Raw genomic sequence first — 13,110 nt, forward strand, 5'->3', positions numbered from 1 at the left:
CGTATTAACAATAACCGTGCCATTAAAAATATAATGTAAAACAAGTATGTTGAGTGAGTTTCTACCCGGCGTGAGCCGCGTTGTTCTGCCTGGAGAGGAAAGCTCGGGGCCAGCGGAAGTGGAATTTCCGAAAAAAGTGGAAAGCTATGCCTTGTCGAGACGGTATCGCTTGATTTGCGAATACAGTCGGCTCTTCCCCAGGCCCGAGATCTTCGAGGCGCGTTTGACATCCCCGTCGCAGGCCTCGAAGAGCCGCCTGAAATAGCGTTCCTCGGCCCTGCTCAGGATTTCCTGGCGGAAGATCTTGTAGGGCAGGATTTCTCCGTCGGACTCGATGGCCTCGTCGATTTCCTCTTCGCCCGGGGCGTTCGGCGCGCAGTCGGAGGAGGCGTTGCGGGACATAGCCTTTTTGAGCAGCCGGATGCGCAGCTGCTCCGGGAGGCTGTGCGCGTATAGTTCGGACATGTCGTAGGCCGCGGCGATGGAGCTTTCCAGGACGTTGCCCAACTCGCGCACATTGCCGGGCCAGTCGTACGCCTCGAAGAGTTCCATGACCTCGCGGTTCAGCTTTTTGTGGGGGATGCCGTATCCGTCGCAGATGCGGCTGACGATGCTCTCGGAGAGTTCCCGCAGGTCGTCGCGGCGGCAGCGCAGGGGCGGCAGCTCGAGGGTCATGGCCCCCAGCCGGTAGAGCAGGTCCTGGCGGAATAGCCCGTCCTCCACCAGCCTGCCGAGGTCACGGTGCGTGGCCACGACCAGGCGGAAGTCGCTTTCCACCTCGTGCCCCGCGCCCACCGGCCGGTACCGGCGCTCCTGCAGCACGCGCAACAGCCGCTTTTGCAGGTCCAGGGACATCTCGCCGATCTCGTCCAGGAAGAGCGTGCCCTTGTTCGCCTTGAGGACCAGCCCCTCGCTGGCCCGGTCCGCCCCGGTGAACGCGCCCTTGACGTGGCCGAACAGGGTGCTTTCGAGCAGGGTGGCCGGAATGGAGGCGCAATCGACCACGATAAAGGGGCCGGTGGAGCGGCGGCTGTTGTAGTGCAGCGCCTTGGCGAAGAGTTCCTTGCCGGTGCCGGTTTCGCCGGTGATCAGGACGCTCGCGTCGCTGCGGGCGGCCGTGGCCAGTTTTTCCAGGGCCATGGTGGTGGCCTGGCTGTTTCCCGCGATGCCGCAACGGTCGAAGGTCTCGGGCAGGCGGGTGTGTTTGCGCAGGGTGTCCCGGTACTTAAGCACGCGTTGCAGGGGGAGCAGAATTTTCTTGGGGGACAGGGGCTTTTGCAGGTAGTCCCAGGCCCCGTTGCGGATGGCCAGCTCCGCCCCGTCCGGGTCGCCCAGGCCGGTCAGGATGATGACCTCGGGCGGCAGGGGGCGCTGGCGCAGGGTCGGCAGAACGCTCAGCCCGTTGGCGTCGGGCAGCCGGATGTCCAGAAAGACGACGTCGAAATCCCCGTCTTCCGCCTTGCGCACGCCGTCGGCGGCCGTCAGCGCACAGTCCGAATCGTGTCCGATGTTGTGCACCAGCTCCATCAGGGCCTCACAGGTGGGCCTGTCGTCGTCTATGATCAGGACTTTTGCCATGTCTCTTCCTTGCTCTGTTGTTTGTCGGAGAACGAACTGCCCGCCGGACGGAGGAAACGGCTGACGCAGATGGCCAGATTGCGGAGATCCACCGGTTTGTGGAGGAATACTTCTATTCCCAGTTGCCGGGCGTCGTTCTCGGCGAAGCTGTGGCTGTAGCCCGTGCACAGGATGATGGGGATGGTCGGCCGGATATCCAGGATGCTCCGGGCCAGCTTGTCGCCGCGCAACCCCGGCATGCTGTAATCCGTGATGACGAGGTCGAAGGCCTCCGGGGAGGCGGTGAATATCCGCAAAGCCTCGTTGCTGTCCGTGACGGTGCGCACCCCGTAGCCGAGATTGCCCAGCAATTCCCCGCAGGACTCGGCAAGGGCCTTTTCGTCGTCCACGAACAGGATGCTGCCGGAACCTTTCGGCAGATGGTGCGCCGAAACGGCCCGGGGCTGGGCGATGGGCACTTCCCGTGCGGCCGGGATGTAGATATGAAAGGAGGTTCCCTTGCCGGGGGTGCTCTCCACCCTGACGAATCCGCCCCATCCTTTGACGATGCCCTGGACCACGGACAGGCCCAACCCGGTTCCCTGCCCAAGGGGCTTGGTCGTGTAAAAGGGGTCGAAGATGCGTTCCAGCCGGTCCGGGGGAATGCCCTTTCCCGTGTCCTGTACCGCCAGGACCAGGAATCGTTTGCCGTCGGGCCCCTCCTGTTCGGGATGCCGGGCGCTCTTCTCGAACCGAAGGTCGATGAGCAGGGTGCCTTCGTTCTGGTCCATGGCGTGGGCGCCGTTGGTGCACAGATTCATGAGCACCTGATGGACCTGTGTCGGGTCCGCCAGGACCGGCGGCTCCGGCTGGCCGATGCGGTACTGGATGTCGATGGACGCGGGCAGGGAGGATTTGAGGAACCGCACCGTTTCCTTGACGATGGGGCTGATCGTGATCGATTGCGCCTCTTCGTTGCCCCTGCTGGTGAAGCTCAATATCTGGCTGACCAGGTCCCGGCCCCGGTAGGCGGCGGCCAGAATGGCCCTGGTCTTGGATTCCAGGCTCTGTCCGGCCTCTTCCAGATGGAACATCTCGATCATTTCGCCATTGGCGATGATGACGCCAAGCAGGTTGTTGAAATCATGGGCGATACCTCCTGCCAGAGTACCCAGGGCCTCCATCCGTTGGGCCCGCTGCAACTGAAGGTCCTTTTCGTGAAGGGATATCTCCGTGCGTTTGCGCTGGATAACCTCTTCAAAGACGAAGAGCACCTCGGTGAGCTGCGAGGTCTCGCCGTTGGTGAACTCCCGGCGCGGTCGCATCACGCCGATGATGGTCAGGTCGTTGTCCGTTTCCCGCTGCATAGGCACGGCCTTCAGCGGTACGGCGACTATCCGGTTCTCGCTGCCCTGCGAGCGGAAATGGATGTGGCGGCCCGCCCGGAGGTCCTCCAGCTGTTCGTCGCTCAACCGGACCGTCTCCTCTTCCGGCGTGAGCGGACCCCCTTGGTCCGTCTCGCCGGAAACGGCCAGCACACGCTCCATGCGGCTTCCCTCGGCAATCCGGGCGAGGAACGCCTCGTTGCTGCGGGACATGGCCTTGGCCTCGGCCAGACAGCGGAGCATGACCTCCTGTTCCGTACGGCAATCCAGGGTATCGAGCAGGACCCGGTTGATGGAGCTCAATGTCCGGGTCCGTTGGTTGACCTGCCGTTTCAGGCTGCGGTTCCAGAACAGGATGAGGACGATGCTGGCGACGATGACGCCGCACACCGCGAACACGCTGAACCAGAAGGTCCGGCTGGCCCAGAACGGACGGTATTGCAGGGAGAGCCATTCCTCTTCCGCCACCTGGCGTTCGTGGGGCAGGATCATGCTCAATCCCTTGCGCAGGATATTGCCGAGCATGGGGTCGTCCTTGCGTGAGGCGATGCGCAGCTCGATGGAATAGTTCGTCACGCCCGCGATGCGCAGGTTGCTGATCCGGGCGTTGGCGATGTACCGCGAAGCCAGGGCCATGTCGCAGATCAGTGCGTCCACGTCGCCCACCGCCAGGGAGCGCAGGCCGCCGATGTAGCCTCCGCTCATGGGGACGATGGTGTAGCCGCCGTCCGGGTACCGCTCATGCAGATACTTGATGAAGTGGTCGGAAACCGTCACCCCGATGCGCATGCCCGCCAGCTTGTCCAGGGTCAGGTCCTCGGTGAATTCCTTGCGGCAGATAATGGCCGCGGGCACGCTGATGTACGGCTGGGTGAAGTCCAGGGTCTCACGCAGTTCGGGAGTCATCTCCAGGGCGGCCATGGCCTCGACCTTGCCCGCGAGCAGGGCCTTTTCGGTCTCCTGCCGGTTCCGGAAGCGGACGGGCTCGAATTGAAGCCCTGTCTTTTCGCTGATCAGGCGGATGAAGTCCGCGCTCAGCCCCTGGTATTTGCCGTTGAGGCTGAAGGTTTCATAGGGTGGATAGTGCAGCCCGACGCCCACGGTCACCGGGTCCGGATGGTCCTTGATCCATTGTTGCTCCTCCGGGGAAAGCGGATTCGCCGCTTCAATGAAGTTGCATCCCGTCATGGAAATCAGGATAAGCAGGGAGAGGAGGATGAAAAAGCGGCGCATAGGGTGTTGCCTGTTTTTCTAGTTGCCGGGGAGACTTTTGTGAAACGCCGCCCGCTTGCTCCGGCCGGACTCCACAAGGGACCCAGCACTTGCCAACCGTTTGCCCGTTGCGCTGTGAGGCTGCGCATGTGGCGGGGCAGGCCGGCCGGTTTTTCTGAAATGGGTTGCGGGCGCGGGGCGTTTCGCCATGGTCGGAATCCTTTGTGCCGGGGTGGAATGGACACGAGTGGATTTTCAATATCCGTACCAGTCCATACCCGTCGGCAAATCGTTCGTGCCCGTGCCCGATACGTGCTTCCGGTAGCGGCAGCAAGGAGTATTTTCCATTCTGAGTGGAAAATGTCTTCTGAGAGAGGGAGAGGCTTCCAATAAAATTGGAATGGAGGCCACGGGTGCGTAACCAAGGCGAGTCTGCCATTCGAGAATGAGCCTGCCTGAACCGTCGCAGGCAGATTCCTGTTCCAGGTTTGAATAGCGCAAAGATCAAGGGTGCGCCTGAGGCGTCCCCCTTCCCCCTGACGTCCGGCTTGTGCCAGGCCTTTGCTCGCTCTTTGACAGAACCTGCCCATCTCCGCCGCCGGGGGGCAAGAACAAGGAGATGGCGTCGTCTATGGATTACATTTCACCGGACCGAGCGAATCCACGATCTCGTCCGCATCCAAGCTTTCAAATTTCTGATTGAATTCCTGTTGTTCCCGGCAGAACAGCCTTTCGCTTTTTACCGGGCGATAAAGAACCATCTCCTGATCGTCCTGAGCGTTGGTCGCGTTTGTCACCGTGCCCAGGGCGAAATATAGATTGCCGTTCTTCTTGTTCCTGAAAAGAGCCATGTAAATCCTCCGATTATTGCCAACTGGTTATCGAGAGAGTGCGTTCAATCGCTGACGCTCCTTCATCCGGCAACTTCCAAAAGAAATCAAGCCCGGTATGCCGTTCAGCCTCACCGGGTATCACGATCCGCCGCAGTTGGTGGTAATGGCGAGTGTGTGGTTTGATTAATACTATGATAATATTAGGTTAATTGTGGAGAGTTCGGTTTCGTTCCTCTCCGCCGGAAGGACAAAAGGCTTGCCCCGGACGGGACAAGCCCTTTTGAGTGCGGCCAAGCTGGCGGCCTTGCCCGGCTCGGGTCAGGAGTGGCTGTAGCCGCCCGCGTCCTTCCGGGTCAGGGAGTGGGCGACCGGGTTCTTCTTGAAGTAGTCGAGGCAGCGCTGCATGTCGGCGATGAACAGTTCGCCGAGGTCGCGGCTGAAGCCGTGGCGGACCAGGATGCGCATGATCACCAGGTCTTCGCGGTCGGGCGGCATGGAATAAGTCGGGACCTGCCAGCCCCGGCTGCGCAACCGGTCCGAGAGGTCGTAGAGGTTGAAGCCCGGGGCCATGCCTTCCTTGAGCGACCAGCTGAGGGCCGGGATGCCGCCGTGGCCGTCGTAGATGATCTCGAAGGGGCCCATGTCTCCGATTCTTTGCGAGATGTATTGGGCCGTGTCGTAGCAGCCCTGGTGAATCTTGCGGTAGCCTTCCCGGCCCAGGCGCAGGAAGTTGTAGTACTGGGCCACGATCTGGCCGCCGGGGCGCGAGAAGTTGAGGGCGAAGGTGGGCATGTTGCCGCCCAGGTAGTTGACGTTGAAGATCAGGTCCTCGGGCAGGTCGCTCTTGTCGCGCCAGATGACCCAGCCCACGCCCAGGGGGGAGAGGCCGTACTTGTGGCCCGAGGCGTTGATGGACTTGACCCGGGGCAGGCGGAAATCCCACTCCAGATCCGGGTCGATGAACGGGGCGAGGAACCCGCCGCTGGCTCCGTCCACGTGGACCGGGATGTCCAGGCCGGTTTCCTCCTGGAACCTGTCCAGGGCCTCGGCCACGGCCTTGACCGGTTCGTACTGGCAGGTGAAGGTCACGCCGAGGGTGGGCACCACGCCGATGGTGTTCTCGTCGCACCGTTTCAGCGCCTCCTCCGGGGACATGATCAGACGGTCCCTGGCCATGGGAATCTCACGCAGCTCCACGTCCCAGTAGCGGGCGAACTTGTGCCAGCAGACCTGGACCGGGCCGCAGACCAGGTTTGGCTTGTCCGTGGGCTTGCCCTGGGCGCGCATCCTGTCGCGCCAGCGCCATTTCATGGCCATGCCGCCGAGCATGGCGGCCTCGCTCGAACCGGTGGTGGAGCAGCCTATGGTATTGGCCGCGTCCGGCGCGTTCCAGAGGTCGGCCAGCATGTTCACGCAGCGCGCCTCCAGTTCGGCGGTCTGCGGATATTCGTCCTTGTCGATCATGTTTTTGTCCACGCTCTCGTCCATCAGCTGATGGATCTCGGGATCGAGCCAGGTCTGGCAGAACGTGGCCAGGTTCTGGCGCGAGTTGCCGTCGAGCATGAGTTCGTCGTGGACCGCCTGGTAGACGTGGCGGGGATCGTGTTCCTCGTCGGGAAAACGGTGCTTGGGCATCCGGACGGAGAGGTCCGTGGGCGCATAGACGTCGTCCAGCAACTCGTCCCTGATCAGATCCTGTTCGTGAAGAGGCATTGTATCTCCTTGGTTTGGTCGACGGTCAGTCGTTCATGTCCTGTTTCCATTCGGGCTTCTTGCGCGAATGGATGAACAGCGGCAGCCCGATGAATACGATCATGCCCGAGGCTACCAGCCCGACGTACAGGGCCGGGTTGCCCACGGGCAGGTTGCTGGGCGGGAAAAAGCCCACCAGCAGGGCGAAGCACACGCCGAGCAGCCCGACCCCGGCCACGAGCAGCATGCCGATGTTGCCGCCAGGGACCTTGTATGCGCGCGGCAAGTCCGGCCGGGTGTAGCGCAGCTTGATGGCCGCCGAGTACATGAGGATGTACATGACCAGGTAGAGGGTCACGGTCATGGCGGAGAGGACGAAGAAGGCCACGCTGACATTGTCCATGATGAAATAGAGCCCGGCCAGCAGGCTGACGATGACGCCCTGGATGAGCAGGATGTTGATCTGGATGCCGTTTTTGTTGACCTTGGCCATGAAGGGCGGAATCTCCCCCTGCCGGGCCGTGTGCAGAAGCCCCCGGCTGGGGCCGCCGACCCAGGACATGACCCCGCCGATGGCCCCGAAGGCCACGAACAGGCCTATGATCGGCGTCAGGAAGCCGATGCCGAAGGAATCCAGGACCTGCCCGAACGCCTGCATCAACCCCGCCGTGAGGCTGATCTCGTCCGCCGGGATGACCGCGGCCACGGCCACGGAGCCCATCAGGAACAGGGTGAAGATGATGGCCGAGGCCAGGAACATGCTCTCGGGAAACTGGCTGGACGGATTGTCCATCTCGTTGGCATGCACGGCATGCACCTCCACCCCGGCGAAGAGCAGGATGATCCCGGCCAGAAAGGCCACGCTGCCGAACCCGGTGAAGTGGGGAAAGATGCGCATGTGCGGATGGCCGCCGACCGCCGCCGCGCTGTGTTGCAGGAACTCGATGGGGTGGCCCTGGTCGATCCAGAGCAGCCCCAGGACGATGATGAACACGCCGGGCAGGATGGTTCCGAAGATGACCCCGTACTTGGTGATGGAGCTGGCGATGTCCGATCCGGCCAGGGTCAGGAAGGTGGCCGCCCAGTAGCAGGCCAGGATGACGACCCCGGTATACGTCCCGTTGGCGGCCAGGGCCGGGTCCATGAAAAGATAGGCCAGGGCGCTGGCCGCGAAGCCGAGCACGGTGGGGTACCAGACCACGTTCTGGATCCATTGCAGCCAGATGGCCGTGAACCCCCAGCGCGTGCCGAACGCCTCGGATATCCAGGTGTAGACCCCGCCGCTCTTGTCGCTGAAGCTGCCGCCCAATTCCGCGGCGACCAGCGAGGCCGGGATGAGGAACATGACCGCCGCGAACAGGATGTAGAAGATCATGGACAGCCCTTCCTTGGCCATCATGGGCAGTCCGCGCAGGCTGACCACGGCCGCCACGGTCATCATGCAGAGGGTGAAGATGCTCATCTTGCCGGATTTCTTCATGGGGCCTCCTGGGGGTAGTGCGGTAACAGCGCCCGAACCGGTATCGGCTGCATGGAGCGGCTTTTGCGGGGGACGGCGTCAGCCAGGGCAATGCCCATGAACACTAGGCCATATCCGGCGTCGAATCAACCGGGGACCTGTCTTTCCACGGTTCCACTACCGATCAGGGATGGGGGCGCAGCGCGGAACCCGGCATGTCGAAGAGATGAGAGAGATGAAACGTGCGTTTGGAACAGATAATCTCTATTTTGATTGGTAAGTCAATCTGTTGCCTCAATAATATAATGGACGACGGGACCCTGCGGTATGACCATGGTGCCATGGATGCGCCGCCCGTGTGCCGGGTGCGGCGTCCGGCCCGAGCCGCTGATGGCCGGGCGTGGATTCTCTTGCCTATTGCCTTGAAGACATGAATGAAATTAATCGGATTCGGCGCTCATCCCTTTCCTGCCGAAGGGGCCTGATATGAAACTGCGTACCTTTTTCCTGGCGGGCGTGATCACGGTGGCGGTCTTTTTCGCCATCTGCCAGTTCCTCGCTTCCGAGCTGATCCTGACCAGAGGGTTCCAGACGATCGAGGACGAGCATACGCGCTCCATGGCGGTCATGGCCAAAGGCGTTCTCGACAGGCAGTTCTCCTATCTGAACGACCTGACCCTGGATTGGGCCGAGTGGGACGACACCTATATCTTTGCGCAGGACGGCAACAGCGCCTACATCGAGTCCAACCTCGCGCCGGGGACTTATGCGGACCAATCGCTCGTCTGCATTTCGATCCAGAACAGCCGGGGCGAATCGGTCTATCTGGAGGCGTTTCGGCCGGACGGCAATGTGGATATGGCGCTCGCGCAGAATATCTACCGGCTGACGTCCGGGAGCCTTCCGCCCATGCCTCTGCATCCCGGCGGTTTCGGCGGCATTGTCCGGCTGGGGAACGGGGATCTGCTCATGGTCGTCAAGCGCCCGATCCTGACCAGCTCGAAATCGGGACCGGCCATGGGGCACCTCATGATGGCGCGCATGATCACGCGCGAGCTCATCGAGGGCGTATCGGCCCTGCTCGGCGCCGATGTGTCGCTCGTCCTCCCGGAGGGGAGCGGGGAGTATGAGGGACGCACCCCGGATTCCGGGGGGCTCGTGCACCTGGCCTATCCCGATAAAAGGACCTCGGCGGGGCTGGTTCCCTTGCAGGATGTGAACGGGCGGGTGGTCGCCGTGCTGAAGGTGGTGGTGAAAAGGGCTATCTCCAGGGAAGGAAAGACCATTTCATACTATTATTTCGCGGTCATCTTCACCTCCATCCTTTTTATCGGCCTGTTCAGCTTCTACCTGCTCCACAAAAAGGTCCTCAACCGGCTCGACCTGCTCATGTCCCGGCTCTCCAGGCGGGAGAGGAACGGCCACGAGGCGTCCCCCATCGACATCGGCGGGAACGACGAAATCCACGACCTGAGTCTCTTTCTCGATACCATGTTCGACCGTATCGACAGTTCGAAACAGGCGATCCTGGCCAAGTCGGATGAAATCCGGAAGAACGAGGAATTCCTGTCCCAGCTGTTCCATTCGATCGAGGCGGGCGTCCTGCTGGTCGACCCCGATACGCGGGAAATAGTGGCCATCAACCGGTTCGGCCAGAAGATGATCGGCCGGACCGAGGAGGAGGTGGTCGGCAGGCAATGCCATCAGCTGACCTGCCCCGCCGAACAGAACAAATGCCCGATCCTGGATCTCGGCCAGCCCAAGGACATGTCCAAGCGCTCCCTGCTGCACAAGGACGGAACCGTCATCCCGATCATGAAATCCGTCTCCATGATTTCCAAGGGAGGCAGGAATCTGCTGCTGGAGACCTTTGTCGACATCACGGAAGCCGAAGAAAGCAGGCTTGAACTGGAGAAGGCCAAAAAGGAGCTGGAGGACAAGGTCGAGGAGCGGACCGCGCATTTGCGCGGGATCATCGATACGGCCAGGAACGGTATCATCGTCATCGACTCCCAGGGGCTGATCAACGAGTTCAGCCCGGCCGCGCGGGATATTTTCGGCTACGCCAAGGACGAGGTCATCGGCCAGAGCGTCGACATTCTCATGCCCGAATCCTACGCCCATGAACACAACCTCTATCTTCGGAATTTCAACCGGGGCGGGCGGACAGGGCTCATCGGCAATCAGACGGTGGCCCGGGCCAGGAGGAAGGACGGTTCCGAGTTCCCCATGGAGATCGCCCTCAACTCGGCGGTGGTCAACGGCAACCCCATCTTCGTGGCCGTGCTGAGCGACATCACCGAGCGCAAGGCCATGGAGGACGAGATCAGGAGGAGTCGGGAGCGGTACCAGCGGCTGGTTGAGGACCTGGCCGGGCGCTTCGCCATATTCAGCCACAAGCCGGACGGGGAGATTCTCTTCATCAGTGAGAGCGTGTTGTCCGTGCTGGGCGTGCCCCGCGAAAAGGCCATAGGCCGGAAGTGGCAGGATGTGGTCGACTGGCTGCCCGGCGTATCCGAGCGGGCTGTGGAGGAGTTCAGGGAGACGATGCGGCGCAACCAGTCCGCCCTCGAGATAGAGATGGCCTACATCCATATGGACGGCACGCGGCACGAACTGCTCAACTCCATGCACCCGGTCTTCAACAAGGACGGGGAGCTCGAAACCATCGAGGGAATCATCGAGGACATCACCAGCCGGAAGGCGGTGGCCAAGGCCCTGGCCGAGGCCAAGGAGGAGGCGGAGCAGGCCACCCGGGCCAAGTCGGATTTCCTGGCCAACATGTCCCACGAGATCCGCACGCCCATGAACGCGATCATGGGGCTGTCCCACCTGGCCCTGCAGACCGACCTGAGCGACAAGCAGCGTAACTACATAGAAAAGGTCCATGTGTCGGCCGAGAACCTGCTCGGCATCCTCAACGACATCCTCGATTTTTCGAAGATCGAAGCCGGCAGGATGGACATGGAGAACACCGAGTTCTTCCTGGGGGAGGTGTTCGAGCATCTGGCGAGCGTCCTGGGGGTGCGGGCTCAGGAGTCCGGGCTCCAGCTGATGTTCGATCTGCCGGGCGACCTGCCCACGGCCCTGGTGGGCGACCCGCTCCGCCTGGGCCAGGTGCTCCTCAATCTCGGGAACAACGCGATCAAGTTTACCCCGCGCGGCGAGGTCGTGATCTCGGTGCGCCTCGAAGAGGAAACCGGGGATGACGTGACCCTCCATTTCTCGGTGCGCGACACGGGCATCGGCATGACCCCGGAGCAGCGCGATAAGCTCTTCCAGCAGTTCAGCCAGGCGGACACCTCCACCACCCGCAAATACGGCGGCACCGGGCTGGGGCTGGCTATCTCCAAGAAGCTGACCGAGATGATGGGCGGGGCCATCTGGGTGGAGAGCGAGTCGGGCATCGGCAGCACGTTCCATTTCACCGCCCGACTGAAGAAGCAGTCCCGTCCGCCCAAGTGGGATGAATACCTGGATATTCGTCCTCTGCACGTGCTGGTGGTGGACGACAGCGCCACCGCGCGGACCATCTTCGCCGAGATGCTGGCCGGGTTCGGCTTCTCGTACGACCTGGCGGATTCGTCCGAAGCCGGGCTGGCCCTGCTGGAAGGGCAGGCGGACGGCCGGATCTACGATTTCGCCATCCTGGACTGGGACCTGCACGGCATCACCGGGCACGACATGGTCCGGATGATGAAGACCAGCCCGGCCATCACCCACACGCCGAAGGTCGTCTTCGTGTCGGCGTACGGCACCTTCAACATAGACAACCAGACCAAGGACGAGCCCGCCGTGGTGGGCGTCCTGAGCAAGCCCATACTGCCGTCGACCCTGCTCGACACCATCATGGTCGCCGAGCAGGGCGTGACCAAGCGGGCGAGCCGGACCGGCTTCAGACAGAACGAACTGGGCCAGATGACCGCCAAGCTGCATCGGGCCAAGGTGCTCCTGGTGGAGGACAACGAGATCAACCAGGACGTGGCCGTGGACCTGCTCGCCAGCAACGGCATCGCCTGCAAGGTCGCCGGCAACGGCGAGGAGGCGCTGGAGATGCTGGAGCGGGAGCACTTCGACTGCGTGCTCATGGACTGCCAGATGCCGGTCATGGACGGCTACACCGCGACCCGGGAGATCCGCAAGATCGACCGCTTCAAGAAACTCCCGATCATCGCCATGACCGCCAACGTCATGGCCGGGGACAGGGAGAAGTCCATCGAGGCGGGCATGAACGACCACATCGGCAAGCCCATCCGTATCCAGGAGCTCTTCCAGACCATGGGCAAGTGGGTCAAGCCGTCCGGCAGGCGGGCCGCCTCCGTCTTGCCCGAGATGAACATGGACCTGTCCGGCCTGTACGGCATCGACGTGGTGGCCGGGCTGCGCTACGTCCAGGGCAAGGAGTCCCTGTACCGCTCCCTGCTGGGCAAGTTCCTGCGCGATTACGAGAAGTTCGGGGAGATGTTCGCAACCGCGCGCCGGGAGGACGACGCCATGGCCGCCGAACGGTGCGTCCACACCCTCAAGGGGGTGGCGGCCACCATCGGGGCCACGCGGGTCAGTGAGCGCGCCCAGGACCTGGAATCGGCCTGCGCCCGGAATGCATCGGAAGCGGAGATCGGCAGGCTGCTCGGGGCCGTGGAGGAGGAGCTGGCCCCGGTCATAGAGACGCTGAAGCGTCTGGGCGAGCCGTCCGCCCCGCCCGCTCCGTCCGGCCCGGCCAAGGCGGGCGAAGGGGAAGTGACCGGGGAAATCCTGGAATGCCTGGGGGAACTGCGCGCCCTGCTCGAGGAGTTCAACGCCGAGGCCCTGACCGTGGCCAAGAAGCTGCGTTCCATGCTCGGGGTCCGCGGGCACGCGGCCGAGATGAGCAGCCTCGTCAAGGCGGTGGAGAACTACGATTTCGAGGTGGCGCTCAGGAAGCTCGACGAACTGGGGCTGTCCCGACGGGTCTCGGGCAAAGACGCCTGAT

General features: G+C 62.5%; 6 protein-coding genes. 1 reads left to right on the top strand and 5 read right to left on the bottom strand.

The annotated features are described in order from the left end of the window. Positions 1 to 144: 144 nt before the first annotated feature. From ACR42D_RS07125 to ACR42D_RS07145, 5 genes are all read right to left on the bottom strand, one after another. Positions 145 to 1,578 carry a sigma-54-dependent transcriptional regulator gene (locus ACR42D_RS07125; RefSeq protein WP_484566133.1) on the bottom strand — a complete coding sequence of 478 codons (1,434 nt, stop codon included), beginning with the start codon at positions 1,576 to 1,578 and terminating at the stop codon, positions 145 to 147. Beyond that, on the bottom strand, positions 1,563 to 4,175 hold the full coding sequence (locus tag ACR42D_RS07130) for an ATP-binding protein (RefSeq protein ID WP_484566134.1): 2,613 nt from the start codon (positions 4,173 to 4,175) through the stop codon (positions 1,563 to 1,565). Before ACR42D_RS07130 ends, ACR42D_RS07125 begins: the two co-directional genes overlap by 16 nt. Positions 4,176 to 4,783: 608 nt before the next feature. Then, positions 4,784 to 5,005, bottom strand: a complete 222-nt coding sequence (locus ACR42D_RS07135; RefSeq protein WP_484566135.1) for a hypothetical protein — start codon at positions 5,003 to 5,005, stop codon at positions 4,784 to 4,786. Between the two features lie 300 nt (positions 5,006 to 5,305). Continuing rightward, a complete protein-coding gene (gene gad / locus ACR42D_RS07140; RefSeq protein ID WP_484566136.1) occupies positions 5,306 to 6,700 on the bottom strand; it encodes a glutamate decarboxylase in 1,395 nt (464 codons plus the stop codon). A 25-nt stretch (positions 6,701 to 6,725) separates the two neighbouring features. Then, positions 6,726 to 8,159 carry an amino acid permease gene (locus ACR42D_RS07145; protein WP_484566137.1) on the bottom strand — a complete coding sequence of 478 codons (1,434 nt, stop codon included), beginning with the start codon at positions 8,157 to 8,159 and terminating at the stop codon, positions 6,726 to 6,728. Between the two features lie 465 nt (positions 8,160 to 8,624). Here ACR42D_RS07145 and ACR42D_RS07150 point away from each other — a divergent pair, with 465 nt between their 5' ends. Further along, positions 8,625 to 13,109 carry a PAS domain S-box protein gene (locus tag ACR42D_RS07150; protein WP_484566138.1) on the top strand — a complete coding sequence of 1,495 codons (4,485 nt, stop codon included), beginning with the start codon at positions 8,625 to 8,627 and terminating at the stop codon, positions 13,107 to 13,109. Position 13,110 lies beyond the last annotated feature (1 nt).

The sequence above is a fragment of the Pseudodesulfovibrio sp. lm2024 genome (assembly GCF_051175575.1).
Taxonomy (GTDB): Bacteria; Desulfobacterota; Desulfovibrionia; order Desulfovibrionales; family Desulfovibrionaceae; genus Pseudodesulfovibrio; species Pseudodesulfovibrio caledoniensis.

What these genes read in the sequence shown, in the direction of transcription:
- ACR42D_RS07125 (WP_484566133.1), bottom strand. Translation starts at nt 1,578, where the DNA reads ATGGCAAAAGTCCTGATCATAGACGACGACAGGCCCACCTGTGAGGCC.
- ACR42D_RS07130 (WP_484566134.1), bottom strand. Translation starts at nt 4,175, where the DNA reads ATGCGCCGCTTTTTCATCCTCCTCTCCCTGCTTATCCTGATTTCCATG.
- ACR42D_RS07135 (WP_484566135.1), bottom strand. Translation starts at nt 5,005, where the DNA reads ATGGCTCTTTTCAGGAACAAGAAGAACGGCAATCTATATTTCGCCCTG.
- gad (WP_484566136.1), bottom strand. Translation starts at nt 6,700, where the DNA reads ATGCCTCTTCACGAACAGGATCTGATCAGGGACGAGTTGCTGGACGAC.
- ACR42D_RS07145 (WP_484566137.1), bottom strand. Translation starts at nt 8,159, where the DNA reads ATGAAGAAATCCGGCAAGATGAGCATCTTCACCCTCTGCATGATGACC.
- ACR42D_RS07150 (WP_484566138.1), top strand. Translation starts at nt 8,625, where the DNA reads ATGAAACTGCGTACCTTTTTCCTGGCGGGCGTGATCACGGTGGCGGTC.